Source organism: Rhodococcus (subgen. Prescottella) equi (assembly GCF_003013675.1).
GTDB lineage: Bacteria > Actinomycetota > Actinomycetes > Mycobacteriales > Mycobacteriaceae > Prescottella > Prescottella equi.
The window spans coordinates 809,420-835,681 of sequence record NZ_CP027793.1; the positions used below are offsets into that span (position 1 = coordinate 809,420).

Here is a 26,262-nt window from a genome sequence, read left to right on the forward strand (position 1 = left end):
CGGCATGCGCTGGTGGCGCATGCCGGGTCCCTTCAGCGGAGAACCGGGAAGCCGGTCAGGCCTTGAGGTCTCCAAGTGCATCGATCCGCTTCACGGCGTCGGCCATGATGCGGTCGATCAGTTCCTGGCAGCTGGGCAGGTCGTCGATCATGCCGACCACCTGACCGGACGCGAGCACGCCGGCCTCCGTGTTGCCCTCGACCAGACCGGCCTTGAGCAGCATCGGGGTGTTGGCGGCCATGATGATCTGCTGCCACGTGCGGTCGCCGGACTTCTTCATGGCGAGCCCGTCCTTGGCGAGGGTGGACCACTTCATGCCCGTCATTGCCTTGAACTTCATCGCGTTCTTGGTGGCGGCGACGAGTCCCTTTGCGTAGCTCGACTTCTCGAGCGCATTCACCAGCTCGGTGTTGAGGACTCGGTGCGGCATGCCGTCGACCTTCACGGACACCGTGGTGTCGGTCAGGCTGCGCTTGAGGTACTCCTGCTTGACCGAGTCCGGCACCGCCGAGTCGCGGGTGAGCAGGAAGCGGGTGCCCATCGCGACGCCCGCGGCACCGTACGACAGCGCCGCGGCCAGGCCACGACCGTCGAAGAACCCGCCGCCGGCGACGACCGGGATGTCGACCGCGTCGAGCACGGACGGCAGCAGCAGCGTCGTGGCGACACCACCGGTGTGGCCGCCGCCCTCACCGCCCTGCACGACCACCGCGTCGGCGCCCCACGAAGCCACCTTGACGGCGTGCTTGGCGGCACCGATCGACGGGATGACGACGATCCCGTTGTCCTTGAGCTTGGCGATCAGGTCCTTCTTGGGGGCCAGCGCGAACGAGGCGACCTTGACGCCCTCACGGATCAGCAGGTCGCAGCGCTTGGAGGCGTCCGACGCGTCGGCGCGCATGTTGACGCCGAACGGCTTGCTCGTGAGCTGCTTGGTCTTCTTGATCGCAGCCTCGAGCTCTTCGTACGTCATCGTCGCCGAGGCGAGGATGCCGAGGCCGCCCGCGTTGGCGGTGGCCGCGGTCAGGCGCGGGCCGGAGACCCAGCCCATGCCCGTCTGCACGATCGGATGCTCGACACCGACGAGTTCGGTGAACGGCGTCTTCAGGACGGCGGTCACGCCGAAACCTCACGGTCACGCAGGCTCTTCGGGTCGATGACCTCGCGGATCAGGCGCAGCTCTTCGGCGGTGGGCTCACGGGTGACGCCCGCCGAGTCCAGGTCGGCGATCTCGAAGGAGGTGTTCGCCTTGACGTCCTCGGCCGTGACGCCGGGGTGCAGGGTGACCGCGCGCATCGTCTGACCGGGGCCCTGGAAGTCGAAGACGCCCAGGTTGGTGACCACGCGGTGGTTCTTCAGGAAGCGGAAAGCCGGGTTCTCCGGATCGACCTTGTCGTAGCCGACGCCGCACACCACATCGACCTTCTCGGCGAACACCCGCGAGGAATGCTTGCCGACCCAGTAGCTGGTGGCGTGGTTGATGGTGTTGCCCGGAGCGCCGCGCAGGCCGAACATCTGGCGGGTCGGCTTGTCCAGCGGACCGAACGCCGAGAGGTTCTGGTTGCCGTACTTGTCGATCTGGTTCGCGCCCATCACCACGTGGCGACGGCCGGAGGCGACCACGTCGAACACCTTGGAGAAGGGGATGTAGCCCTCGATCGGCGCGCTGGCGCCGATGGCCGGAGCCTCGGCCAGGATCAGGGCCTCACCGTCGGTGATGATCAGGTCGGGCTCGGTGGTGAGCTTGGCCAGGCGCGCGCCGATCAGCGGCAGCGTCGCCATGGGGGAGGCGAAGATCTCGCCGGCGTCGGCGAACAGCTCGGCGCAAGCGACGGCGCAGTACTCCGCGCGGGTTACCTCGGTCATGACTTCTGCTCCTCTGCGAACTTGCGCACGGCGGCCTGGTAGTCGTCCTCGCTGCCGGACAGGTAGGTGTCGGCGAAGGCCTGCCAGGCCTCGGGGGTCTTGGCGGACTCGGCGTAGTGGCGCTGGAACTTCTCGTCGCGCTTGTAGCTGCCGGCGAAGGTGAAGTGGGCGCCGTTCGGAGCCTCGGTGACGGTGTCGACCATCGACCGGTTCAGGATGAGAGCCTGATTCGGGACGGACTTGACGAGTTCCTCGGTCGAGACGATCTTGTCGGCGCTGAGGATGCGCTGCTCGGCCGCGAGGCAGAACAGGTCGTCGAAGTACGGGTCGACACCGGTGTAGGCGGCGTTACCGCGCTCGTCGGCGAGGTCCAGGTGGACCAGGGCGGCGTCGAGCTTCAGCGCGGGCATCGCGATGAGGGTCTCGGTGCGGCCGTCGGCGTCCGGGTACGGCGACGCGACGGTCTTGAGCTCGTCGCCCCAGACGGTCTGCGCGTCCGAACCGAGGCCGGCACGGATCGGCATGAACGGCAGGCGCGCCGCGGCAGCCTGCAGGCCGGCCTTCACCATGCCCTCGTCCATCTCGCGGGACTCGATGGTCCCGGCGACACGGGCCTGCGCGAACCACGGGTCGTAGAACGGCGCCGAGTCCAGGGACACGAAGCCGTAGTAGGCGCGCTTGACCTTGCCGGCGGAGATCAGCAGGCCGAGGTCCGGGCCGAGGTACCCGACGACGGTCAGGTCCTTGACGTCGCTGCGCAGCAGTGCGCGGACGAGGGCCATCGGCTTGCGCCGCGAGCCCCAGCCGCCGATGCCGATGGTCATCCCGCTCTGGATACCGGCGACTGCCTCATCCAGTGAGCGGCGCTTGTCGCGCTTCTCAGCCATTACTTGCTGTCTCCCTTGGGTGCGGTGGTGTTCGACTTCGGCTTGCCGGTGGCGACGAACTCGTCGCGGTGCTCGTCGGCGACGCCGGCGAGGTTGAGCTCGAACGTGAAGCCCTGCTCGATCCGGTAGCTGGTGTGGACGTCCATCACGTCGATGCGGTTGATGGCTTCCTTGGCGCGGCGGATGACGCGGGTGTCCTTGGCGGCGATCTCGCCGGCGATCTTCAGCGCGCAGGCGTCGAGCTCGGCGCGCGGAACCACGTCGTAGACGGAACCGAAGTGCTTGAGCGTCTGGGCGTCGACGTTCTTGGCCGTGTAGTACAGCGTGCGCATCATGTGCTGCGGCACCAGGCGCGCCAGGTGCGTGGCCGCACCGAGGGCGCCGCGGTCCACCTCGGGCAGGCCGAAGATGGCGTCGTCGGACGCGACGATGACGTCCGCGTTGCCGACCAGGCCGATGCCGCCGCCGACGCAGAAGCCGTTGACGGCGACCACGACGGGGACCTCGCAGTCGTAGACCGCGGAGAACGCCGCCGCGCAGCCGCGGTTGGCGTCGATGAGGGCGCCGTGGCCCTCGGTGGCCTGCATTTCCTTGATGTCGACGCCGGCATTGAAGCCGCGTCCCTCGGCACGCAGGATCACCACATGGGTCTCCGGATCCTTGCCCGCCGCCAGGATGGCGTCCGCCAACTCGAACCAGCCCTTCGAGGGGATGGCGTTCACCGGCGGGTAGTCGACGGTGACCGTGGTGATCCCGGCACCGTCCGAGGTCGAAGTGATGCCCATGGCATGTTCCTTACGTCTATTGACCGAACCAAGCGATTGCTTGGTAAGTTATCACAGACGGGTACGAAAGACCCGTGCCGCTTCAGGGAGGAACAAGGTGGATCTCGGTCTCGAAGGCAAGGTCGTACTGGTGACCGGCGGGGTGCGCGGAATCGGTGCCGGAATCAGCCGGTCCTTCCTGCGTGCGGGCGCCACGGTCGTGACGTGTGCCCGTCGTCCGGCCGACGAGGCCATCGAAGTCGACGGCCGCGGTGTCGACTTCATCGCGTGCGACGTCCGCGACGCCGAGCAGGTGCAATCGATGATCGACCGAATCGTCGCGAAGTACGGCCGCCTCGATACCGTCGTCAACAACGCCGGCGGTGCGCCCTTCGCGATGGCGGCCGACGCCGGCCCCAAGTTCCATTCCAAGATCGTCGAGCTGAACCTGCTCGCGCCCCTGCTGATCTCGCAGATCGCGAACGCGGTCATGCAGAAGCAGGAGGACGGCGGATCGATCGTCATGATCTCCTCCGTCAGCGGCAGTCGGCCGTCGCCCGGCACCGCGGCGTACGGCGCGGCCAAAGCCGGCATCGACTCCCTCGCGGCGAGCCTGTCCGTGGAGTGGGCGCCCAAGGTGCGGGTCAACTCGATCGTCGTCGGACTGGTCCAGACCGAGCTGAGTCACCTGCACTACGGCGACGAGGCCGGTATCGACGCCGTCGGCGCCACCGTCCCGCTGGGTCGGATGGCCCGTCCCGAGGACATCGGCAACTGTGCGACATTCCTGGCATCACCGTTGGCGGCCTACGTCAGCGGTTCGACCCTTACCGTCCACGGCGGCGGCGAGCGCCCGGCCTTCCTGGCCGCGGCTACTACTTAAGGAGAACAAGTGAGCGGTTTGCTTGACGGCCGAGTCGTCATCATCACCGGCGCCGGCCGTGGAATCGGTCGCGCCCACGCGCTGGCCTTCGCGGCCGAGGGCGCCAAGGTCGTCGTCAACGACATCGGTGTCGGCGGCGACGGCTCCAACACCGGCGAGACCCCCGCGGAGCAGGTCGTCGCGGAGATCAAGGCAGCCGGCGGCGAGGCCGTCACCAACGGTGACGACGTCGCGTCGTGGGAGGGTGCCCAGAACCTGATCCAGACCGCGTTGGACAATTTCGGCCGCCTCGACGTCCTGGTCAACAACGCGGGCTTCCTGCGTGACCGCATGCTGGTCGGCATGAGCGAGGAAGAGTGGGACGCGGTCATCCGCGTGCACCTCAAGGGGCACTTCGCCCCGCTGCGCCACGCCGCCGCGTACTGGCGTGCCGAGTCCAAGGCCGGACGTCCGGTGGACGCCCGCATCATCAACACCAGCTCGGGCGCGGGCCTGCAGGGTTCCATCGGCCAGGGCAACTACGCCGCGGCCAAGGCGGGCATCGCCGAGATGACCATCCAGGCCGCCGCCGAGCTGAAGAACTACGGCGTCTCCGTCAACGCCATCGCCCCCGCGGCCCGCACCCGGATGACCGTCGGTGCCGGTGGCGCGATGGCCGAGGCGATGGCCGCTCCGGAGGAGGGCTTCGACGCGATGGCGCCGGAGAACATCTCGCCGCTGGTCGTGTGGCTGGGCTCTGCGGAGTCGAAGGACGTCACCGGACGCGTCTTCGAGGTCGAGGGCGGCAAGATCACGGTCGCCGAGGGTTGGCGCCACGGCCCCACCCAGGACAAGGGTGACCGTTGGGATCCCAAGGAGCTGGGCCCGGTCGTCGCCGACCTGCTGGCCAAGGCCGAGGTTCCCACCCCGGTCTACGGCGCGTAGGCGGCTCCGCCACCCGTGCGCCTTTTTGGTAGCTCCGGCTACCGAAAAGGCGCACGGGTGCGAAGCGCCTAGGCCGGCGTGCGGACGATCAGCACGGTGCCCGGGAAGTACGCGGCCAGTTCGCTGCGTGCCTGCTTGAGCGCGGCGGTGCCGTAGCCCTGCTTGCGCGACTCGGGGGCCACCCAGATCGCGACGTCCACCTCGTTGCCGGTGAGTTCGCCGAAGATCAGGCCGACGCCGTTCGGGGCGTCGCCGGTCGTGCACTCGGCGACGAACCACGCCGCGGACTCGTCGTCGATGCGCTTCAGGCCGTGCTGGCGCTCCCGCTCGACGCGCTCGTCGTCCCACGGCTTTCCGGACTCGTCGAACTGCTCGGCGGAACGCTTGCGGAACAGTGCCGCGTCGTCGTCGGAATCACTGAACGGGCGCAGTCGAACTCCCGCCCCCGTGCTGTACGGACGCTGCTCGGGCAGCCATTGCAGCGTCGCGTCGAGATCCTCGAGTTCGGTGCGGATGCGGTCGCGCTCCTTGACCGTGAGGCGGTCGAATCGCAGACCCAGCACGGCCTCGGCGCAGAAGTCGGACGTGTCGAGCAGGTCGCGGACCGCCGCGACTGCGGCCGCACGATCGTTGCTCTCGACGATGGCGTCCAAGACCTCGTGACGACGGTCGAGCGCCTTCAGCAGGGCTGAGGCGATCTCGCGTCGGTCGATCACCTGGTCGTGGTTCTTCACTGTCATATCGCGACATTCCTCCTCGAGAACCGGTGTGCCCGGCGCCGATGTGCCGGGCGTCGGCCCCCATTATTCCCGTTCGACCTCGCGCAGGGGAGGGGCGAAAGTTATTCGCAGATCACCACGGGAATCTGCCGATCGGTCCACGACTGGTAGTTGTCGAAGTCGGCGTACATGTCCACCAAGCGGGGCCACAGTTCGGCACGCTCCTCGTCGGTGGCCACCCGTGCCCGCATCGTCCGGATCCGCGACTTGATCTGAATCGTCACCTCGGGGTTGGCGCGAATGTTGAGGTACCACATCGGATTCTTGGGCAGCCCGCCCTGCGAGGCCACCAGGATCACCCGGTCGCCGTCCTCGAGGAACAGCAGCGGGCTGACCCGGGGCTGACCGCTCTTGCGGCCGGTGGTGGTGAGCAGGCAGACCGGGATCCCCCACGGGAAGGCGCTGCCCACACGCCACTTGCCACCCAGACGCCCGCCGGTGGCCCGATACAGCTTGACGTTGGTCTTCGACATCCACTTGATGATGTCGACCGTGTACTTGGAATCGAGCCCCGACGGGCGCTGCGTGGTCATCGGTCAGAGGCTCCGATCAGATCCGCTCGATGATGGTGCCGGTGGCCAGCGCGCCACCCGCGCACATCGTGATGAGCGCGGTGGAGGCGTCGCGGCGCTCGAGCTCGTGCAGGGCGGTGGTGATCAGGCGGGAACCGGTGCTGCCCACGGGATGTCCGAGCGCGAGAGCGCCGCCGTTGACGTTGACCTTGTCCATGTCGGGACCGTGAACCTGCGCCCACGACAGCGCCACCGATGCGAATGCCTCGTTGACCTCGAACAGGTCGAGGTCGCCGATCTTCATGCCGGCCTTCTCGAGGACGCGGGACGTTGCCTGGACCGGGCCGTCGAGGTGGTACTCGGGCTCGGCGCCGACCAGCGCCTGGCTGACGATGCGGGCGCGCGGCTTCAGGCCGAGCGCGCGGGCGCGGTCCTCGTCCATGAGCATGACGGCGGCGGCGCCGTCGGAGATCTGCGACGACGTTCCGGCCGTATGGGTGCCGCCCTCGAGGACGGGCTTGAGCTTGGCGAGGGACTCGGCGGTGGTGTCGCGCAGGCCCTGGTCGCGGCTGACGACGTTCATCTCCGACGTGGGCTGCTTGTCCTCACCGATCACCGGGGCGGTGACGGGGACGATCTCGCGATCGAAGCGACCCTCCTCCCACGCCTGCTTGGCGCGGGCCTGCGACTGCACGCCGAGCACCTCGAGGTCCTCGCGGGTGAGGCCGCGGCGCTTGGCGATTCGCTCGGCGGCGTTGAACTGGTCGGGCATGTCGATGTCCCACGACGCCGGACGACGCGGACCCGCCGCGGTACCGACGTTGGAGCCCAGCGGCACCTGGCTCATGGCCTCGACACCGCACGCGATGCCGACGTCGATCGCACCGGTCGCGATGAGACCGGCGATGAGGTGGTTGGCCTGCTGTGCGGAACCGCACTGGCAATCGATGGTGGTCGCGCCGACCTGCCACGGGAGGCCGGCCGCGAGCCAGGCCGTGCGGGTGACGTTGTTGGACTGCGCGCCGGCCTGGGTGACACACCCGCCGATGACCTGCTCGACCAGCGTCGGATCGATGCCCGCGCGGTCTACGATGCCCTTCTGTGCGGCTCCGAGGATCTCGGCCGCGTGCAGACCGGACAGCCAGCCACCGCGCTTTCCGATCGGGGTGCGAACTGCCTCGACGATTACTGGTGTGCCCACGGCGGGCTCCTTTCACTCTCTACTTCGAAAAGTAGAACAAGTTCTCCCCGTCGGGCAAGGACCCGGTGGGTTGATATTTGCCTAGTCTTTCCCTGATCGACGCTCTGTGATTCAATGCATGTAGAACGTGTTCCACATCACTTCGCGGACCTGACCGCGAGGGCAGGAGACAGCAGTGGCGCAGCCCAACATTCCCGCAGGGTTCGACTTTACGGACCCTGACATCTACGCACACCGGATCCCGGTCGCAGAGCTCGCCGAGGTTCGGAAGACTCAGCCGGTGTACTGGGTCGAGCAGCCCGACGGCGTCGGTGGTTTCAACGACGGCGGCTACTGGCTCGTCACCCGACACGAGGACATCCGTGATGTCTCGCAGCGCAGCGACGTGTTCTCCACCTGGGAGAACACCGCTATCCCGCGCTTCAACGACGACATGGAGCGTGCGCAGATCGAGCTGCAGCGCTTCGTGCTCCTCAACAAGGACGCGCCGGAGCACACCAAGCTGCGCAAGCTCGTCGCCCGCGGCTTCACGCCCCGTGCGATCAACGGGCTCAAGGCAGAGCTGAAGTCGCGCGCCGAGGCCATCGTGAAGGCTGCCGCCGAGGAAGGCAGCGGCGACTTCGTCACCCAGGTCGCCGCGGAGCTGCCGCTGCAGGCCATCGCCGAACTGATCGGTGTGCCGCAGGAGGATCGCGGCAAGGTCTTCGAGTGGTCCAACCAGATGACCTCGTACGACGACCCGGAGTTCGCGGACATCGATCCGGCTGCCGCGTCGATGGAGATCCTCGGCTACGCGTACCAGATGGCCGAGGAGCGCAAGAAGAACCCGGCCAACGACCTCGTGACCACGCTCATCGAGGCGGACGTCGACGGCGACGAGCTCAGCGCCGAGGAGTTCGGCTTCTTCGTCATCGTGCTCGCGGTCGCCGGCAACGAGACCACTCGCAACGCCACGACGCACGGCATGAAGGCATTCATGGACAACCCCGAGCAGTGGGAGCTGTTCAAGAAGGAGCGTCCGAAGACGATGGCCGACGAGGTCATCCGCTGGGCCACCCCGGTCGCGTCGTTCCAGCGCACGGCGCTGCAGGACACCGAGATCGGCGGCGTCGCGATCAAGAAGGGCCAGCGCGTGGTGATGAGCTACGTCTCGGCCAACTTCGACGAGGAAGTGTTCGACGATCCGCACAAGTTCGACATCACGCGCGATCCGAACCCGCATCTGTCGTTCGGCGGCACCGGTGCGCACTACTGCCTGGGTGCCAACCTCGCCCGCATGGAGATCGAGCTGATCTTCAACGCGATCGCGGACTTCCTGCCGGACATCACCGAGGCCGGGGATACCCGCCGCCTGCGCTCCGGCTGGCTCAACGGCATCAAGGAGTACCAGGTGGACTACAAGACCGGCGGTTGCCCGGTCAAGCACTAGCTTCGACGCACACCACAGGCGCGGTGGCGCCGGCGAGTTCCCTCATCCCTCGTCGGCGCCACCGCTCTGTGTGGGGACGAATTCGGGGCGAGACGGTGCCGTGAACAGGGGAGTGGGACAACGAGAGTGGGGCGGTCACCGAATCGGTGACCGCCCCACTCTCGTCGTGCGGTATAGCTCAGAGTTTTTTGAGCGTCTTCATCGCCCGCTCGACCTCCCAGAAGGCCCGCAACGACTGCAGTTTGCCCTCCGCGTCGACGCGGTAGACGAAAACGCCTTCGGCATCGATCTGGTTGCCGGCGACGACTGTTCGGATCGTGCCGATGTTGACGTTCTCGTCGCCGCACACCAGCGAGTCGTTCACGATGAACTCGAGCGAGTCGGTGTTCGCGATCGTCATGTCGTAGAACTTCGAGATGGCCTCCCGGCCGTGGTGGCCCTTGCCCTCGGGATCGAAGCCCGAGGGGCCGACCGGGTCCTCGACCCAGCCGTCTTCGGCGAACAGATCGAGCCACTCCTCCTTGCGCTTTCCACTCGCGGCGGACTGTGACGCCTTCGCGGCGATGCGCGCAGGATGCTCGGTTCCGGTTGTCGTCATACCGTGCTCCTAGTGGATGTACTGATCGGCGAACTTGCGCAGCGAATCCTGCTTGGCCTCGAGCGGGGCGTCGAATCCGAGGCCGTCGAAGATCCACGGGACGACGATGCTGTCCGTGATTCCGGCCTCGGCCATCTCGGCGTAGCCGTCCTTGCCGAACCGGTCGATGCACACCGCCTGGATCTCGAAAGGCAGTTCTGCGCGGCCGTATTCGGCACGGAGTTCGTCGAGGCGGGCCATCGTGGCGACCAGGTCGTCGAACTTCATCATCGCCGACGTCCAACCGTCGCCGATCCGGGCCGCGCGCTTGAGCGCGACCTCGGTGTGGCCACCGACGTAGAACGGCACCGGCTTGCTCGGTGCCGGGCTCATCTGCAGGCGGTCGAAGTCGAAGAACTCGCCGTGGTACTCGACCATGCCGCCGTCGAGGACGAGCTTGATGATCTCGATCATCTCGTCGACACGAGCGCCGCGTTTCTTGTAGGGAGCGCCGCACCACTCGAACTCCTCCGGTGCCCAGCCGATTCCGACGCCGAACCCGAAGCGGTTGCCGGTGAGGTTCGCCACCGAACCCACCTGCCGCGCCAGCAGCAGGGGGTTGCGGGAGCCGAGCTTGAGGACGTTGGTGTAGAAGCCGATGGTGCTCGTGACAGCGCCCATCGCGGCCGCCGCGATCAACGGGTCCACCCACGGTGTCTCGGCATTCCACATGCGCGAGCCGTCGGGGGTGTACGGGTAGTCCGCGGCGGCCGTCTCCATGAAGAACAGGGAGTCGGGCAGCGCGATGTTCGCGAAACCAACTTCCTCTGCGGTCTGTGCCAGGGCGGTCAACTGGTCCAGCGGGCTCATCGCGATACCGACTGTGAACTTCATGGGGAAACCTCTCTAGTTGGTCGGACGGTCGGCGCCGACCACCCACATCGCGAAGTACTGCGAGCCGCCACCGTAGGCGTGGCCGAAAGCCTTACGGACACTGTCGACCTGGTGGTCGCCCGCGCGTTCCATGACCTGCATCGCGGACTCGGCGTAGCGGATCATGCCGGACGCGCCGATCGGGTTGGACGAGAGCACACCGCCCGAGGCGTTGACCGGAAGGCGTCCGCCGAGGGCGGTCTCGCCGGCCTCGGTGAACTTCCAGCCCTCGCCCTCGGGCACGAACCCGAGGTTCTCGAGCCACATCGGCTCGAACCACGAGAACGGCACGTAGATCTCCGCCTCGTCGATCTCGGTGAGTGGGTCGGTGATGCCCGCGGCCTTCCACAGCGCGGCCGACGCGTCCCGGCCGGCCTGCGGATTGGCGACGTTGCGGCCGGCGTACGACAGCGGCTCGGTGCGCATCGACGTGGCGTGGATCCACGCCACCTTGCGGCCACCCGCGACGACCTCCTCCGCGGCGGCTTCGTTGCCGATGACGATCGCGCAGGCGCCGTCCGACGACGGGCACGTCTCGTCGTAACGGATGGGGTCCCAGAGCATCTGGGACGCCTGCACCGACTCGACCGTGATGTCGGGCTGCTTGAGGTGTGCGTACGGGTTGAGGGCGCCGTTGCGGCGGTCCTTGACGGCAACCATCGCGCCGATGTGGTCGGGGGCGCCCGACCGGCGGATGTACGAGCGCACGTGCGGGGCGAAGAAGCCGCCCGCGCCCGCGCCGACCGGCATCGTGAACGGCACCGGGGTGGACAGCGCCCACATCGCGTTCGACTCGGACTGCTTCTCCCACGACACGGCGAGAACGCGCTTGTGGACACCGGCCTGCACCAGGCTGGTCGCGACGTTGCCGGTCGACGCGCCGACCGAGCCGGCGGTGTGCACACGCAACAGGGGCTTGCCCTGCGCGCCCAACGCATCCGACATCGCGAGCTCCGGCATCATCGAGCCCTCGAACAGGTCGGGGGCCTTGCCGATGACGATGGCGTCAATGTCGTCCCAGCCCACCTGGGCGTCGGCCATCGCGCGGTCGATCGCCTCGCGGACCAGGCCGGCCATCGTGACGTCGTGACGCTTGGCGACGTAGTACGTCTGGCCGGTGCCGAGGACGGCGGCGAGTTGCTTGGCCATATCAGTTGCGTCCTTCCATGACGGCGACCAGGTTCTGCTGCAGCACAGGGCCACTGGTGGCGTGGGCGAGGACGCGCTGCGCGTCGCCGCTCATGATCGAGCGGGCCGCGTAGCCGATCCGCTCGAGTCCGCCGGAGAACAGCGGGTTACCGGTGAGGGGTCCACCCGACGGATTGATCGTGGTGGTGTCGGTCAGGCCGATCGCCTCGCGCAGGATGATCTCCTGATGCGTGAACGGTGCGTGCAACTCGGCGACGTCGATGTTCGACACGTCGCCGCCCGTCGCGGCACGAGCAGCCGACGCCGTCGACGGCGACGTCGTCAGATCGCGCGAGCCGATGTTGGGCGAGTCGATCCGGTGCTCGATGCCGGTGATCCACGCCGGTCGCTCGCACAGCTCGCGGGCACGGTCGCCGCGGGCCAGAATGATCGCGGCCGCGCCGTCGGTGATCGGCGCGCAGTCGTGGGCCCGCAGGGGATCCGCGACGTACTCGGAGGCCAGCAGCGTCTCGATGTCGACGTCACCGGAGATCTGAGCGTCGGGGTTGGACTTCGCGGCAGCGCGGCTGCGCTGGGCGATCGCCGCCATCTCCTCCGCGGTCCACTTTCCGGACTCGAGGCCGAGTCGGGCCTGCAGGCCCGCAACCGACACCGAATCCGGCCACAGCGGTGAGACGAGGTACGGATCCATCTGCATCGCCAGGATCTGACGAAGGTTGCCGGCCGAGGACTTGCCGAAGCCGTACACCAGCGCGGTGTCCACCTCGCCGGTCATGAGCTTGACCCAGGCCTCGTACAGCGCCCAGGCGGCGTCCATCTCGACGTGCGACTCGTTGATCGGCGGCACGGCGCCGATCGAGTCGATCGCGGAGATGAACGAGAAGGAGCGTCCGGCCAGGTAGTCGGACGATCCGGAGCACCAGAAACCGATGTCGGACTTGGTGATTCCGAGGTCGGAGTACAGCTCCTGGAAACAGGGGACCAGCATCTCGACACCGTTGGTGGTGCCGGTGGTCTCGCGCACATGGGGGGCCTGTGCGAAGCCGACGACTGCAATGTCTGTCATGTTCTCGAGGCTCCTAGAGATGGTGCTTGTAGCTGTCGTAGTCCGCGTCGGGCTCACCGCTCGGACGGAAATGGGAGACGTTGCGGAGCGAGTACTCCCACTCCTCCTCGGGCCGCCACACGGCTTCCACGCGCATGCCCATCCGGACCTCGGCCGCGTCGACGTCGAGGATCAGGTGCAGGAACGGGATGTCCGCGCCGTCGAGCAGCACGTAGGCCGCGACGTAGGGAGGCTTGATCTGCTGGCCGAGGAACGGGACGTTGACGATGCAGAAGGTCGTGATGGTGCCCTTGTCGGACACCTCGACCTGCTCCTTGGTGGGCATGCCGTCGGTGGGGTTGGCTCCGCGCGGCGGCACGTAGACCTTGCCGTTCGCGTCGGTGCGGCCGCCGATGATCTTGCCCTCCATCAGGCCGCGCAGGTAGTAGGTCTCCTCGAACGACGCGGTGTGCGTGTAGTGCAGGTCGATCGGGGTGACGATGTCGGTCACCGGATCTCCGGTGGAAACGGTTGCGGTGGAATCGGTATCGCTCTCACCGGGCTCGAAGCACGCGATGTCCTGGATCCGGCCGGTGCGCTCGTCGGCCCACCGCACCCGCACCCGCATCCCGGTGCTCATCGCCTCGGGGGAGCCGGCGTCCACGGCGTGCAGGATCGAGGTGTCCGCGCCGTCGAGCTTCACCAGCGCCCAGGCGAACGGGTGGCTCAGCGGCTGGCCCTCGATGGGCTCGGGCATCCACGACCAGCTGACGACCGTTCCGGTGTCGGAGACGTCGACGAAGTCGGTCATCGGCTCGTGCGTGGCCGGGTCGAATTCCGGTGGCGGCACGTGGACGCGGCCGTCGGAACCGCGGGCGCCGATGACCTTTCGGTCACGAAGAGCCGTCACGAACGCTCCGATGGTCGGCCCCACCGATCGGGTGTAGTCGAATTTCAGATTAAGTGGTGCTCTCAGTGGCTGCTCGGCCACTCCGCTCTTTCCAGGGGTCACGGAATCGAGTAGAACAGGTTCTTATTAATGTGGCAAGGGACACATTCGTTCTGGGAAAACACGGAGGCGCTCGATGAAGTTGGGGTTACAACTCGGGTACTGGGGTGCGCAGCCGCCGGCCAACGCGCAGGAACTGGTGAACGAGGCCGACGCCTCCGGATTCGACGCGGTCTTCTCCGCCGAGTCGTGGGGTAACGACGCCTTCACCCCGCTCGCGTGGTGGGGGTCGAGTACCGACCGGATCCGCTTGGGCACCTCGGTGGCTCAGATGTCGGCCCGTACCCCGACGAACTGTGCAATGCACGCCCTCACCCTCGACCACCTCTCCGGCGGCCGGGCGATCCTCGGTCTGGGTGTGTCGGGCCCGCAGGTCGTCGAGGGCTGGTACGGACAGCCGTTCCAGAAGCCGCTCGCCCGCACCCGTGAGTACGTTTCGATCGTGCGCCAGGTCCTCGCACGCGAGGCTGCGGTGCGGGGCGACGGACCGCACTACCCGTTGCCCTACACCGGTTCCGGCTCGATGGGTCTGGGTAAGCCGCTCAAGCCGATCACGCACCCGCTGCGCGCGGACCTGCCCATCTGGCTCGGCGCAGAGGGGCCGAAGAACGTTGCGCTGACGGCGGAGATCGCGGACGGTTGGCTCGCGATCTACTACACCCCGCGGCTGGCGCCGATGTACAACGAATGGCTCGACGAGGGCTTCGCCCGCGCGGGCGCGCGACGTAGCCGCGAGGACTTCGAGATCGCCGCGACGTGCCAGGTGATCGTCACCGACGACCGACAGGCCGAGATCGACAAGCTTCGGCCGATCACCGCGCTGTATGTCGGCGGTATGGGTGCGGCCGAGATGAACTTCCATGCCCAGGTGTACACCCGAATGGGTTACGGCGACGAGGTCAAGGAGATCCAGAAGCTCTTCCTGTCCGGCCGCAAGGCCGAGGCGGCGGCGATCGTGCCGGACCAGATGGTCACCGACACGATGATCATCGGCAACCGGGACGAGGTGCGCACCCAGGTCAAGGAGTGGGAGGACGCCGGAGTCACGATGCTGCTGGTGACGTGCCGCAACGTCGAACACATGCGCGAGCTCGCAGAGGCCGTCGGAACCGTCTGATCCGGCCATGTGAAAAGGCGCGGCCCGTGACGTATCACCGTCACGGGCCGCGCCGTTCGCTGTTGTGCTCCGAGATCAGCGCGGCGCCATACGGATCGCGCCGTCGAGGCGGATCACCTCGCCGTTGAGCATCGGGTTGGAGACGATGTGCGCGGCGAGCGAGCCGTACTCGGCGGGATCACCCAGGCGCGACGGGTGCGGAACCTGCTTGCCGAGGGACTCCTGCGCGGGTTCCGGGAGTCCGGCGAGCAGCGGGGTCTTGAACAGGCCCGGCGCGATGGTGACGACGCGGATCAGCATCGACGCGAGGTCGCGGGCGATCGGCAGCGTCATGCCCACGACGCCGCCCTTGGACGCGGAGTACGCCGCCTGGCCGATCTGCCCGTCGAACGCCGCGACGGACGCGGTGTTGATGATGACGCCGCGCTCGCCCTCGATCGGGTCGGTCTTCGCGATGCGCTCGGCCGCCAGGCGGAGGACGTTGAACGTGCCTACCAGGTTGATGTTGACGACGCGCTGGAACTCCGCGAGCGGGAAGGCGCCCTGCTTGCCGACCGTCTTGATGGCGTTGCCGATGCCGGCGCAGTTGACCGTGACGCGCAGCGGGCCGAGGGATTCGGCGAGATCCAGCGCCGCGACCACCGAGGCCTCGTCGGTGACGTCGCCCGCCGCGAAGCGAACGCGGTCGCCGAGTTCCTTCGCGACGACCTCGCCGTTCGACGACGGCAGGTCGAGGATGACGACGCTGGCCCCCTGGTCGTGCAGGGCCTTGACGGTGGCCAGGCCGAGGCCGGAGGCGCCGCCCGTCACGAGTGCAACGCTGTCCTTGACGATCATGCGTGTTCCTTTCGGATCTGCTTCTGTTTCAAAGTCGTTCGATGATGGTGGCGTTGGCCATGCCCGCGCCCTCGCACATGGTCTGCAGACCGTAGCGTCCGCCGGTCGCTTCGAGGTGATTGACGAGCGTGGTGAGCAGCCGTGTCCCGGACGAGCCGAGCGCGTGGCCGAGTGCGATGGCCCCGCCCAGTGGGTTGAGCTTGGCGGGATCGGCGCCCAGTTCGTGCGCCCATGCCAGCGGGACGGGCGCGAAGGCCTCGTTCACCTCGTAGGCGTCGAGATCGTCGATGCCGAGCCCTGCCCGGTCTAGGACCTTGCGTGTCGCGGGGATCGGCGCCGTGAGCATCATCAGTGGATCGTCGCCGAGTACCGCGAACGAGTGGAATCGGGCGCGCGGCGTGAGATCGAGTTCGGCGGCGGCCTTCTCGCTCATGATGAGCACCGCGGACGCGCCGTCGGTGAGCGGTGAGGAGTTCCCGGGCGTGATCTGCCAGGGCGCGTCGGGGAAGCGGGCGGCGAACTCGTCGGTGCGGAACGACGGGCGTAGCCCGGCAAGTCCGTCGGCGGTGGTGGAGCCGCGGACCGTCTCGTCGACGCGATGTTCGGTTCGGCGTCCGTCGGCGTCGGTGACCGCGATCGGCACGATTTCACGGTCGAAGGCACCGCTCGCGGCGGCCGCCGCGGCGCGCTGGTGGGACTGTGCGGCGTACGCGTCGAGGCTCTCGCGGTCCAACTTCCACTTCGCGGAGATCAGTTCTGCCGAGATGCCTTGGTGTACCAGGCCTTCGGGGTAGCGGGCGGCGATGCCCGGCCCCGATGCGTCCTGGCCGATGGGTGAGGTCCCCATCGGGATGCGGCTCATGGACTCGACGCCGCACGCGATGACGATGTCGTAGGCGCCGGCGATCACGCCCTGCGCGGCGAAGTGCGCGGCCTGCTGGCTCGATCCGCACTGCCGGTCGATCGTGGTGGCCGGCACCGACTCGGGGAAACCCGCCGACAGCAGGGCGGTCCGTGAGATGTTGAGGGCCTGTTCACCGACCTGCTGTACGCAGCCGCCGATGACGTCGTCGACCCGGCCGGGGTCGAGACCGTTGCGGTCGACGATTGCGCGCAGCACGTGCGCGAGCAGTTCCACCGGGTGGGTTCCGGACAGGGCGCCACCGGGCTTGCCCTTTCCGGACGCGAGTCGAACCGCGTCGACGATGACTGCCTCGGCCATGGGCCCATCCCTTCCTCGAATCCCGCTTACTTATCGCTCGCTAAGTGGGTACCACGTGAGAACGTGCCAGGTCAACGGTTGGCGCGGTCAGCGCGCGGGCGCGACCATCTTCGCTGCGATCGCGGCGTACTTGGCGGCGACGGCCTCCGGGCCGAGCTCGCCTTCCGCGTGGTACCAACGGGGAATCGCCTGGCACATGCCCAGGACGGCGCGCGTGGTCTCGGCGGGGTCGTCGACGTCGAACGCGCCGGACTCGACGCCGTCGCGCACGACGTCGAGGACGATCGTCTCGATGCCCTTGCGGACGGTGCGGTACCGCTCGTAGTTGTCGCCGGTCAGATACCGGGCCTCGCCCTCGATCGCGGCCAGGCGGGCCCGGTCGGTCATCCGCAGGACGATCGCGGTCACCACGTTCGCCAGGCGACGGGCGGGGTCGCCGTCACCCGCCTCGTCGGCGGCCCGGGCGCGGGCGAGGACGTCGCCGGTACCCAGTTCGACGAGCGCGACCAGCAGGCCTTCCTTGCTGTCGTAGTGGTAGTACAGCGCGGGCACCGTGACACCGACGCGGCGCGCGATGTCGCGGACGGAGGCGCCGTGGAAACCCTTCTCGTAGAACGCATCGAGGGCAGCCGACAGGATCGGCGACAGTTCGAGGGGTTCGAGCCGCCGCCATTCCGGCCGGGACTTCTCACCTGCGGCAGTGCCCATCGGCCGTCCCACCTGTCGATCGTCGGTCAGTGCCCGTCGACAATACGCGGGTTCGTCCGCCCGTCCCCGCAACGGCTGAAGGGTCCCTTCGTGCGCTCACAGCGCATGAAGGGACCCTTCAGCTGAAAGTGGTGGTGCTACTTACCGGTGAACTTGGGGGCCCGCTTCTCGGCGAACGAGCGCGGACCCTCCTTGGCGTCGTCGCTCTTGAAGACGGCCATGCCGATCTGCGCCTCGAGTGCGAAGGCCTCTTCCTCGTGCATGCCCTCGGTGACGCGGATCGTCTTCAGGATCGCCTGGACCGCGATGGGGCCGTTGGCGGCGATCTGCTCGGCGATCTCGAGCGCCTTCTCGAGAGCCTGGCCGTCGGGGACGACGTGCCCGACGAGGCCCAGCTCCTTGGCTTCGGGGGCCGGCACCGTGCGGCCGGTGAGCAGGATCTCCGCGGCGAGGGTGTACGGGATCTGACGGACCAGGCGGACTGCGGATCCGCCGAGCGGGAACAGTCCGAGGCGGGCCTCGGAGACGCCGAACCGGGCGCTCTCGCCGGCGACGCGGATGTCGGTGCCCTGCAGGATTTCGGTACCGCCCGCGATGGCGGGGCCTTCTACGGCTGCGATGAGCGGCTTGGTGAGCCGGCGGCCCTTCAGCAGTGCCGGAAGTCGGGTCACGTCCATCCCGCCGGTGAACTTGTCGCCCGGAGCGTTCCGGTTCATCTCCTTGAGATCCATTCCCGCGCAGAACGTGCCGCCGGCGCCGGTGAGGATCGCGACCCGGATGTCGGGATCGGAGTCGATCCGGTCCCAGGCCTCGACCATGATCTCCATCATCTCGCCCGAGAGGGCGTTGCGCGCCTCGGGGCGGTTCATCGTCACGATCAGGACGTGGCCGCGCTTCTCGACCAGGCAGTGGGGCGATTTCGCCGAAACGTCTGTATTTACCGCGGTTTCGGTGGACACTGGTGGCTCCTGATATGTGTGTGAGCTGAGTCTCTAATTGGGTCTTGTCAGCGACAGTAACACGTTCTACTTTGTTGACGTGGCCATTAATATCGCAGACCTTGTCGAACACTCGATCGATCTCAATCCCGATCGCCTCGCCCTCGTGGACGCCGATCGCGAGCTCACCTTCGCGCAGCTGGAGGAGAAGGCCAACCGTCTGGCCAACTACCTGCGGGATCACGGTGTCGGGCCCGGCGACAAGGTGGGTATCTACAGCCGGAACACGATCGAGGCGATCGTGTCGATGGTCGCCATCTTCAAGGCGCGCGCGATCATGGTCAACGTCAACTACCGGTACGTCGAGAACGAGTTACAGTACATCTTCGAAAACTCGGACATGGTCGCGCTCATCCATGAGCGCCGCTACAGCGACAAGGTCGCGGGCGTCCTGCCGAACACCCCGCTCGTGAAGACGGCCATCGTCGTGGAGGACGGCACTGATCTGGACTACTCGTCGTACGGCGGGGTCGAGTTCGAGCAGGCACTGTCGCAGGGCTCGCCCGAGCGCAACTTCGGCGAGCGCAGCCCCGACGACATCTTCATCCTCTACACCGGTGGCACCACGGGAATGCCCAAGGGCGTCATGTGGCGGCACGAGGACTGGTGGCGTGTGCTCGGCGGCGGCGTCAACTTCGTCACCGGTGAATACGTCGAGGACGAATGGGAACTGGCGAAGCTCGGCGCCGCGCATCCGGCGATGGTTCGCTTCCCGATTCCGCCGATGATCCACGGGGGCTCCCAGTCCGCGGTGTTCCACAGTCTCTTCGGCGGTGGCACGCTCGTCATGCACCCCGAATTCGACGGTCACGCCGTGTGGCAGGTCATCGACCGCCACAAGGTCAATCTCATCTTCATCACCGGTGACGCCATGGCGCGTCCGATGATCGACGCGCTGATCGCCGGCAACCCGGAGACCGGTGAGCCGTATGACCTTTCGTCGCTCTATGTCATCGCGAGCAGCGCGGCCCTCTTCTCGCCGGCGCTCAAGGAACAGTTCCTCGACCTGCTGCCCAACCGTCTGCTCACCGACTCGATCGGCTCCTCCGAGACCGGCTTCGGTGGTCTGGCCACGATCACCAAGGGCTTCGAGCACACGGGCGGTCCGCGCGTGAAGATCGACGCCGCCACCGTCGTCATCGACGACGAGGGCAATCCCGTCACCCCGGGCTCCGGCCAGGTGGGCCTTCTCGCCCGCAGCGGACACATCCCGCTCGGCTACTACAAGGACGAGGAGAAGACCAAGGCGACCTTCAAGACGCTCAACGGAGTTCGCTACTCGATCCCCGGCGACTACGCGACGGTCGAGGAGGACGGCACCGTCACGATGCTCGGCCGCGGCTCGGTCTCGATCAACAGCGGCGGCGAGAAGATCTACCCCGAAGAGGTCGAGGGTGCGGTCAAGTCGCATCCCGACGTCTTCGACGTCCTCGTCGTCGGCGTGCCCGACGAGCGCTGGGGCAACCGTGTCGCCGCGGTCGTGGCGCCGCGTCCGGGCACCCGGCCCAGCCTGGCAGACATCGTCGACGCGGCCCGCAAGGAGATCGCCGGCTACAAGGTTCCGCGCAGCCTGTGGCTCGTCGACGAGATCAAGCGCTCGCCCGCCGGCAAGCCGGACTACAAGTGGGCCACCGCGCAGACCCAGTCGCGCGAGGCCGACGACCACTACACCAACGGCAAGGACGCCTGATGCACACCGATCTCGCCGAGAAGTTCGGCATCCAGTACCCGATCTTCGGCTTCACGCCGTCCGAGCACGTCGCGGCGGCAATCAGCCGCGCCGGCGGGCTCGGTGTCCTCGGGTGCGTGCGGTTCAACGATCCGGAGGAACTCGAGGCCACCCTCACCTGGATGGACGAGAACACCGACGGCAAGCCGTACGGCGTCGACATCGTGATGCCTGCCAAGGTGCCCACCGAGGGCGCCGCCGTCGATCTCGACAAGCTCATTCCCGCCGAGCATCGCGCGTTCGTCGACCGCACGCTGGACGAACTGGGTGTCCCGCCGCTGTCCGACGACGTCGAGCACGCTACCGGCGTCCTCGGTTGGCTGCACTCGGTGGCACGTTCGCACGTCGACGTCGCGCTGAACCATCGCATCGCGTTGATCGCCAATGCCCTCGGCTCGCCGCCGAAGGACGTCATCGATCTCGCGCACGAGAAGGGTGTGCCGGTGGCCGCGCTCGCCGGCGCGGTGGATCACGCGCGCAGCCACGTCGAGAACGGTGTCGACATCGTGATCGCGCAGGGCTACGAGGCCGGCGGGCACACCGGTGAGATCGCTTCCATGGTGCTGGTTCCCGAGATCGTTGACGCGATCGGTGATTCCGCGGGCGTGCTCGCAGCCGGCGGCATCGGCAGCGGACGCCAGGTCGCGGCGGCCCTCGCCCTCGGCGCGTCCGGGGTGTGGATGGGGTCGTACTGGCTCACGACGAGCGAGTACAAACTCGGCAGTGCGGCCGACGGACCGTCGTCGATCCAGCGCGCCCTGCTCGGCGCGACGTCGGCCGACACCGTTCGCTCCCGGATCTACTCGGGCAAACCGGCCCGACTGCTCAAGACCAAGTGGACCGACGCCTGGGCCAAGCCCGACGCACCCGACCCGCTGCCGATGCCGCTGCAGAACATCCTCGTCAGCGAAGCGCATCAGCGCATCTCGGCGGGAGACGATCCCGAGGTGGTGGCGATGCCGGTCGGCCAGATCGTGGGCCGGATGAACGAGATCCGCCCGGTCGCCGAGATCATGGCCGAACTCGTCGCCGGGTTCGATGCGACGGTCTCACGCCTCGACGGACTGAAGAGCTGACCAGAGCCCGACGCGACAGCGCCCCCGGAACCATGTTCCGGGGGCGCTGTCGTCGTGCCGGGAGATCGTGCGATCAGGCGTCGGCGGTCTGACGTTCGAGCGTGAGGGCGAGTTCCGGAGTGAGCCGCACGAACTCGTCCTGACCTCGATCGCGCAACCACACCGGCTCGGCGCAGTGCCAGCGTTCGGCGCTGAGCGTGCGCGTCACGACCTTGAACGTCGCGGTCCGCGGGAACTCCGAGCACACCCGCACCAGCGTGGGCCGCTGTTTCGGGCCGAGATCGGGCTGCTCGTCCAGGAAACGAGCGAACGCGGTCGGGTCGAAGTCCTCCGCGTCGCCGGCCGGGATGACCGCTGCCATCACCCGGTCGCCGACCTCGCGGTCCGGCACGCCGTATACCGACACCTGCGCGAAGCCGCGGTAGCGGAGCAGGATCCGCTCGATCGGTGCGGCGCCGAGATTCTCGCCGTCGACGCGCAGCCAGCCCGAGCTGCGGCCCGCGAAGTAGACGAATCCGTCGGCATCGCGGTACGCCTGGTCGCCGCTCCAGTACATGCCGTCGCGCAGGCGTTCGGCATCCGCTTCCGGATTCTTGTAATAGCCCGCGAACGCGCCCGGACCCGTCACGTTCACCATCTCGCCCGTGGCCTCCTCGGCGTTGAGGAGACGGCCGTCTGCGTCGAACTCGGCAGGGGGACACACAGTTCCGGTGTCGGGATTGCGGATCTCGACGGTCGGCGGCAGCATGCCCAGCGCGCCGACCGGAGCGTCGGGGTGCGCCGAGATGGACACGCCGCCCTCGGTGGAGCCGAAGCCGTCGACGACGCGGGTACCGAAGCGCCGGGCGAACTCACGGGCGACCGGGGCCGAACCCTCGTTCCCGTACATGACCCGAAGGGTGTTGTCGGCGTCGTCGGACCGCTCGGGGGTTGCGAGGATGAACGACAGCGGCTTACCGACGTAATTGGCGTAGGTGACACCGTAGCGACGGACGTCGGGCAGAAATCCGGATGCGGAGAACTTGCGACGCAGGGCGATTGCGCTCCTGCCGCTCAGCGCCACCGACCATGCCGCGATCATCGCGTTGGAATGGAACATCGGCATCGCCATGTAGACGGCGTCGTCCGTGGAGAGCCCGAATCGCTCCGCCAGCATGATGCCCGGCTCGGTGAACTTTCGGTGAGTGCAACGCACGGCCTTCGGATCACCACTGGTGCCCGATGTGAAGATCAGCATCAGCAGGTCGTCGAGGTCCGCAGTCGGCGCGATCGCGGGAGACCCGGCGAACGGCCGCAGGAGGTCGGGCCACTCGGGCGAGTCGACGTTGATCACGCGCACCCCGCCGAGATCGATCCCGTCGAGCAAATGCGCCTGGGTGTTCTCGGTGAACACGACCTGGCAGTCGGACAGTGCGATGTCCCGGGCGAGGGCGTCACCGCGGCGGGTGGTGTTGAGGCCGGCGAGGACAGTACCGGAGTATGCCGCCGCGCCCAGGAGGGAGGAGAACTCGGGGATGTTGTCGAACAGCACGCCGAAGTGGCGCGGACGATCGGCGTCGAGCAGCTCGTCGAGAAGCGCCGCACGGTCGTACATTCCGTGGACGTGATCGGTCCACGGAATGTACGACTCCTCGAATCGGATTCCGTGCGAGTCGACGTCGCGAAGCTGCTCGAGCAGATCCGCGACGGTGGGTGTCACTGTCATGCCCACATCATGACCTGTGTGACGCCCGTCATGCTCGACCATTTCACTGTGTGGGACTGCTTGCGCGCGTGTCGGTTACGCAGGCATGGCGGCAAGCTCGGCGCCCAGTCTGCGCAGCTGGTCGGATGCCGAGCCGAGCAGGAATTCCTGACGCTTGGCGGCGAGGAAGTACCGGTGCACGGGGTGGTCCTCGTCGAGTCCGACGCCGCCGTGAACGTGCACGACCGTGTGCGCGACGCGATGGCCTGCATCGGAGGCCCAGAACTTGGCCGTCTCGATCTCGCCCTCGATGGGCAGGCCCTCGGCGAGGCGGAAAGCGGCCTGCCACAGCGTGAGTCGTACACCCTTGACGTCGATGTACCCGTCGGCGAGGCGCTGGGCGACGGCCTGGAAGCTTCCGATCGGCCGGTCGAACTGGATGCGCTCGCGGGCGTACTCGGCGGTCATCTTCAAGGCCTGGTCGAGTACGCCGAACTGGAAGGCGCTCGAGCCCACGGAGCCACGGCCGACGATCCACTCGACGATCTCCGTCCCGCGCTCGACCGATCCGAGAACACGGTCGCCGTCCACGCGGACATCGGCCAGCTCGACCATGCCGGTGCAACCGAAGTCTGTCGTCTGCTGGCGGGTCACCGTGACTCCGGCGTCGTCGGCTCGGACGAGGAACACCACGGTGCCGCGGTCGGTCGCGGCCGGGACCAGGAACAGGTCCGCGACCGGTGCACCGTCGACGACGATCTTGGTGCCGCGCAGGGTCCAGCCGTCGGCCGTCCGCTCCGCCCCGGTGACCGGTGCCGCGGGGTTGTCGTTGAGTTCCTCGGCCAGGGCGGCGGCAAGGATCTTCGCGCCCGCGCCGGCCGGTGCTGTCCACTCCGAACGCTGTGCGTCCGAGCCGAACTCCGCGATTGCTCCCGCTGCCATGACGATCGACGACAGATACGGGACCGGGGCGACGCCGCGCCCCAGCTCGATCAGGATGCTGCACTGCTCGAGGATGCCGAAGCCGTCGCCGCCGACGGATTCGGGCAGGGCGGCGCTGAGTACGCCGGAGGTCGCGAGCGTGTCCCAGAGTTTGCGGTCGAAACGATTCTCCGCGGAATCGAGTTCGCGCAGACGCTCGTTGGTGACGATGTCGGCGACGATGCCGTTCGTGAGGCCGGCCAGGTCCTGCTGGGCCTCGGTGAGGGTGAAGTCCATGTCGGTCGTCCTTCCTTATCGCTTCGAGGCCGGCTGGCCGAGGGCGGTCATCGCGATGATGTCGCGCTGGACCTCGTTGGTGCCGCCGCCGAAGGTGAGGATCAGCGCCGAGCGGTGCATCCGCTCGAGGCGGCCGCGGAGCTGGACGCCGGGGGAGTTCTGCCGGATCGTGGCCGACGGGCCCATGATCTCCATGAGAAGGCGGTACGCCTCCGTCGCGAACTCGGTGCCGAACACCTTGTTGGCGGACGCGGCCTCGGGGCCGGGGGCGTGGTCCTCGGCGGAGGCGATCTCCCAGTTCATCAGCTTCAGATACTCGGTCTTGGCGTGCACGCGGGCGAGATTCATCTGCACCCACTCCTGGTCGATCACGCGACGGCCGTCGGCCAGCTTGGTGTTCTGTGCCCATTCGCGCACTTCCTGGAGTGCGGTCATGACCGGTCCGGCGGAGGTGAGCGCGACGCGCTCGTGGTTGAGCTGGTTCGTCACGAGGCGCCAGCCGCCGTTCTCCTCGCCCACCAAGGAGGTCTGCGGCACGCGCACGTCCTGGTAGTAGGTGGCGCTGGTGTCGGGGCCGGCCATCGTGTGCACCGGGGTGTACGAGAAGCCCTCGGCGCTGGTCGGCACGATCAGCATCGAGATACCGCGATGCTTCTTGGCGTTCGGATCGGTACGGCATGCCAGCCACACGTAGTCGGCGTACTGGATGAGGCTCGTCCACATCTTCTGGCCGTTGATGACGTAGTCGTCACCGTCCTTTACGGCGGACGTGCGCAGCGACGCGAGGTCGGTGCCCGCTCCCGGCTCGGAGTAGCCGATGGAGAAGTGCAGCTCGCCGGCCGAGATCTTGGGCAGGAAGAACGCCTTCTGCTCGGGTGTGCCGAAATGCATGATGGTCGGCGCGACCGAGTTGATCGTCAGGAACGGCACCGGAGCGCCCGCGATCGCGGCCTCGTCGGTGAAGATGAGCTGCTCCATCGGGGAACGCTCCTGGCCGCCGTACTCCTTGGGCCAGCCCAGAGTGAGCCAGCCGTCCTGGCCCATCTGCTGGACGACCTCGCGGTAGACGTTGCCCTCGCCGTACTCGCCGGTGGTCGCGGCCAACGCCTCGCGGCGCTCGGGGGTCATCAATTTCGCGAAGTAGCTTCGCAATTCCTCCCGCAGCTGCTGCTGCTGCGGGGTGTAGGTGATATCCACGTGCATTTCTCCAATCCAGGACTATCGTCGGCGTCGATTTCGACCGATACGACCCGGATTTCTGGAATGATCGCGGACACTGCTGATCGTGTACGAGGCTGTGACAGCGGCCTTTCCGTGACCGGTGCGGACCGTGCGGTCGGCGCCTACAGGAGGGTTGTCCGAATCATTGCACAGCAGTGAAACGGGTTCTAGTCTTATGGCGAAGTCTCGTGGCGCCACAGCCCGGCGCGTCAGGCTTCGGTCCGGTCTTTCGAACGAACGTGAAATGAGGAACCGTCATGGAGGTAAGGGTCGACAGGGACCGCTGCGAGGCCAACGGTGTCTGCGTCGGAATCGCTCCCGACATCTTCGATCTGGATGACGACGAGGAGCTGATCATCTCGGCCGCCGTCCCTCCGGCCGACCGGGAAGCGGACGTGCGTTCGGCGATCGCGCAGTGCCCGCGCGCCGCGCTCACCGAGCACTAGAGCCACCCTTGCGGCCAATGTAGAACACGTTCTACATTGGCCGCTGTC

The 26,262-nt window shown here is 67.5% G+C and carries 26 protein-coding genes; 7 read left to right on the forward strand and 19 right to left on the reverse strand.

What is annotated here, in order from left to right; all coding sequences use genetic code 11:
• Nucleotides 1-55: 55 nt before the first annotated feature.
• The 4 genes from C7H75_RS03770 to echA20 are packed head-to-tail and all read right to left on the reverse strand — an operon-like array spanning nt 56 to nt 3,538.
• Nucleotides 56-1,120, reverse strand: coding sequence for an NAD(P)H-dependent flavin oxidoreductase (locus C7H75_RS03770; RefSeq protein ID WP_005515564.1), 1,065 nt, complete (start codon nt 1,118-1,120; stop codon nt 56-58).
• Entirely contained in the window at nt 1,117-1,866 is a 750-nt protein-coding gene (locus tag C7H75_RS03775) for a CoA-transferase subunit beta (protein ID WP_005515563.1), read from the reverse strand. Before C7H75_RS03775 ends, C7H75_RS03770 begins: the two co-directional genes overlap by 4 nt.
• On the reverse strand, nt 1,863-2,753 hold the full coding sequence (locus C7H75_RS03780; protein WP_005515561.1) for a CoA transferase subunit A: 891 nt from the start codon (nt 2,751-2,753) through the stop codon (nt 1,863-1,865). Before C7H75_RS03780 ends, C7H75_RS03775 begins: the two co-directional genes overlap by 4 nt.
• Nucleotides 2,753-3,538 carry a (7aS)-7a-methyl-1,5-dioxo-2,3,5,6,7,7a-hexahydro-1H-indene-carboxyl-CoA hydrolase gene (echA20, locus tag C7H75_RS03785; RefSeq protein WP_084870322.1) on the reverse strand — a complete coding sequence of 262 codons (786 nt, stop codon included), beginning with the start codon at nt 3,536-3,538 and terminating at the stop codon, nt 2,753-2,755. Before echA20 ends, C7H75_RS03780 begins: the two co-directional genes overlap by 1 nt.
• Nucleotides 3,539-3,635: 97 nt before the next feature.
• On the opposite strand from echA20, the gene C7H75_RS03790 reads away from it, so the two are divergent.
• Nucleotides 3,636-4,400 (forward strand): SDR family oxidoreductase, encoded by a 765-nt coding sequence (locus tag C7H75_RS03790; protein ID WP_005515558.1) that lies wholly within the window; start codon nt 3,636-3,638, stop codon nt 4,398-4,400.
• Between the two features lie 9 nt (nt 4,401-4,409).
• Complete coding sequence (locus C7H75_RS03795; RefSeq protein ID WP_005515556.1) at nt 4,410-5,324, forward strand: SDR family oxidoreductase; 915 nt, start codon at nt 4,410-4,412, stop codon at nt 5,322-5,324.
• Nucleotides 5,325-5,392: 68 nt separating this feature from the next.
• On the opposite strand, the gene C7H75_RS03805 is transcribed toward C7H75_RS03795, so the two are convergent.
• From C7H75_RS03805 to C7H75_RS03815, 3 genes are all read right to left on the reverse strand, one after another.
• Nucleotides 5,393-6,064: a GNAT family N-acetyltransferase gene (locus C7H75_RS03805; protein WP_106850953.1), complete on the reverse strand. Its 672-nt coding sequence runs from the start codon at nt 6,062-6,064 to the stop codon at nt 5,393-5,395.
• 101 nt (nt 6,065-6,165) lie between these two features.
• Nucleotides 6,166-6,636 (reverse strand): nitroreductase family deazaflavin-dependent oxidoreductase, encoded by a 471-nt coding sequence (locus C7H75_RS03810; protein ID WP_013414870.1) that lies wholly within the window; start codon nt 6,634-6,636, stop codon nt 6,166-6,168.
• A gap of 16 nt (nt 6,637-6,652) precedes the next feature.
• Nucleotides 6,653-7,816: a steroid 3-ketoacyl-CoA thiolase gene (locus C7H75_RS03815; RefSeq protein ID WP_106850954.1), complete on the reverse strand. Its 1,164-nt coding sequence runs from the start codon at nt 7,814-7,816 to the stop codon at nt 6,653-6,655.
• Between the two features lie 175 nt (nt 7,817-7,991).
• Here C7H75_RS03815 and C7H75_RS03820 point away from each other — a divergent pair, with 175 nt between their 5' ends.
• Nucleotides 7,992-9,245, forward strand: coding sequence for a cytochrome P450 (locus C7H75_RS03820; RefSeq protein WP_005515546.1), 1,254 nt, complete (start codon nt 7,992-7,994; stop codon nt 9,243-9,245).
• A gap of 178 nt (nt 9,246-9,423) precedes the next feature.
• On the opposite strand, the gene C7H75_RS03825 is transcribed toward C7H75_RS03820, so the two are convergent.
• From C7H75_RS03825 to C7H75_RS03845, 5 genes are read right to left on the reverse strand one after another with little or no spacing between them, the layout of a single operon-like run.
• Complete coding sequence (locus C7H75_RS03825) at nt 9,424-9,843, reverse strand: nuclear transport factor 2 family protein (protein WP_013414871.1); 420 nt, start codon at nt 9,841-9,843, stop codon at nt 9,424-9,426.
• Nucleotides 9,844-9,852: 9 nt separating this feature from the next.
• Nucleotides 9,853-10,716 (reverse strand): TIGR03619 family F420-dependent LLM class oxidoreductase, encoded by an 864-nt coding sequence (locus C7H75_RS03830; RefSeq protein WP_013414872.1) that lies wholly within the window; start codon nt 10,714-10,716, stop codon nt 9,853-9,855.
• Between the two features lie 12 nt (nt 10,717-10,728).
• Complete coding sequence (locus tag C7H75_RS03835) at nt 10,729-11,904, reverse strand: thiolase family protein (protein WP_005515543.1); 1,176 nt, start codon at nt 11,902-11,904, stop codon at nt 10,729-10,731.
• 1 nt (nt 11,905) lies between these two features.
• Entirely contained in the window at nt 11,906-12,970 is a 1,065-nt protein-coding gene (locus C7H75_RS03840; RefSeq protein WP_106850955.1) for a thiolase family protein, read from the reverse strand.
• A gap of 13 nt (nt 12,971-12,983) precedes the next feature.
• Nucleotides 12,984-13,961 carry a Zn-ribbon domain-containing OB-fold protein gene (locus C7H75_RS03845; RefSeq protein WP_080561080.1) on the reverse strand — a complete coding sequence of 326 codons (978 nt, stop codon included), beginning with the start codon at nt 13,959-13,961 and terminating at the stop codon, nt 12,984-12,986.
• Nucleotides 13,962-14,034: 73 nt separating this feature from the next.
• On the opposite strand from C7H75_RS03845, the gene C7H75_RS03850 reads away from it, so the two are divergent.
• Nucleotides 14,035-15,075, forward strand: coding sequence for an LLM class F420-dependent oxidoreductase (locus C7H75_RS03850; protein ID WP_013414875.1), 1,041 nt, complete (start codon nt 14,035-14,037; stop codon nt 15,073-15,075).
• A 75-nt stretch (nt 15,076-15,150) separates the two neighbouring features.
• On the opposite strand, the gene C7H75_RS03855 is transcribed toward C7H75_RS03850, so the two are convergent.
• The 4 genes from C7H75_RS03855 to C7H75_RS03870 form a co-directional block, all read right to left on the reverse strand.
• Nucleotides 15,151-15,912: a 3-hydroxyacyl-CoA dehydrogenase gene (locus C7H75_RS03855; protein WP_005515537.1), complete on the reverse strand. Its 762-nt coding sequence runs from the start codon at nt 15,910-15,912 to the stop codon at nt 15,151-15,153.
• A 28-nt stretch (nt 15,913-15,940) separates the two neighbouring features.
• Entirely contained in the window at nt 15,941-17,134 is a 1,194-nt protein-coding gene (locus C7H75_RS03860; protein ID WP_064059644.1) for a thiolase family protein, read from the reverse strand.
• Between the two features lie 87 nt (nt 17,135-17,221).
• Nucleotides 17,222-17,842, reverse strand: coding sequence for a TetR/AcrR family transcriptional regulator (locus tag C7H75_RS03865; protein ID WP_005515533.1), 621 nt, complete (start codon nt 17,840-17,842; stop codon nt 17,222-17,224).
• Nucleotides 17,843-17,979: 137 nt separating this feature from the next.
• On the reverse strand, nt 17,980-18,801 hold the full coding sequence (locus tag C7H75_RS03870) for a crotonase/enoyl-CoA hydratase family protein (RefSeq protein ID WP_005515532.1): 822 nt from the start codon (nt 18,799-18,801) through the stop codon (nt 17,980-17,982).
• A gap of 79 nt (nt 18,802-18,880) precedes the next feature.
• On the opposite strand from C7H75_RS03870, the gene C7H75_RS03875 reads away from it, so the two are divergent.
• Together C7H75_RS03875 and C7H75_RS03880 are read left to right on the forward strand one after the other, a co-directional pair.
• Complete coding sequence (locus tag C7H75_RS03875; RefSeq protein ID WP_022594109.1) at nt 18,881-20,530, forward strand: acyl-CoA synthetase; 1,650 nt, start codon at nt 18,881-18,883, stop codon at nt 20,528-20,530.
• Entirely contained in the window at nt 20,530-21,645 is a 1,116-nt protein-coding gene (locus tag C7H75_RS03880; protein WP_081122465.1) for an NAD(P)H-dependent flavin oxidoreductase, read from the forward strand. The genes C7H75_RS03875 and C7H75_RS03880 overlap by 1 nt, the downstream gene beginning before the upstream one ends.
• A 73-nt stretch (nt 21,646-21,718) precedes the next feature.
• Here the strand turns inward: C7H75_RS03880 and C7H75_RS03885 are convergent, their stop codons facing one another.
• From C7H75_RS03885 to C7H75_RS03895, 3 genes are all read right to left on the reverse strand, one after another.
• On the reverse strand, nt 21,719-23,350 hold the full coding sequence (locus C7H75_RS03885) for a long-chain-fatty-acid--CoA ligase (protein ID WP_106850956.1): 1,632 nt from the start codon (nt 23,348-23,350) through the stop codon (nt 21,719-21,721).
• A 75-nt stretch (nt 23,351-23,425) separates the two neighbouring features.
• Nucleotides 23,426-24,547 (reverse strand): acyl-CoA dehydrogenase family protein, encoded by a 1,122-nt coding sequence (locus tag C7H75_RS03890; protein ID WP_084843927.1) that lies wholly within the window; start codon nt 24,545-24,547, stop codon nt 23,426-23,428.
• A 15-nt stretch (nt 24,548-24,562) separates the two neighbouring features.
• Nucleotides 24,563-25,744, reverse strand: coding sequence for an acyl-CoA dehydrogenase family protein (locus C7H75_RS03895; protein ID WP_372440038.1), 1,182 nt, complete (start codon nt 25,742-25,744; stop codon nt 24,563-24,565).
• A 281-nt stretch (nt 25,745-26,025) separates the two neighbouring features.
• Here C7H75_RS03895 and C7H75_RS03900 point away from each other — a divergent pair, with 281 nt between their 5' ends.
• Nucleotides 26,026-26,214, forward strand: coding sequence for a ferredoxin (locus tag C7H75_RS03900; RefSeq protein WP_005515523.1), 189 nt, complete (start codon nt 26,026-26,028; stop codon nt 26,212-26,214).
• Nucleotides 26,215-26,262: the final 48 nt, after the last annotated feature.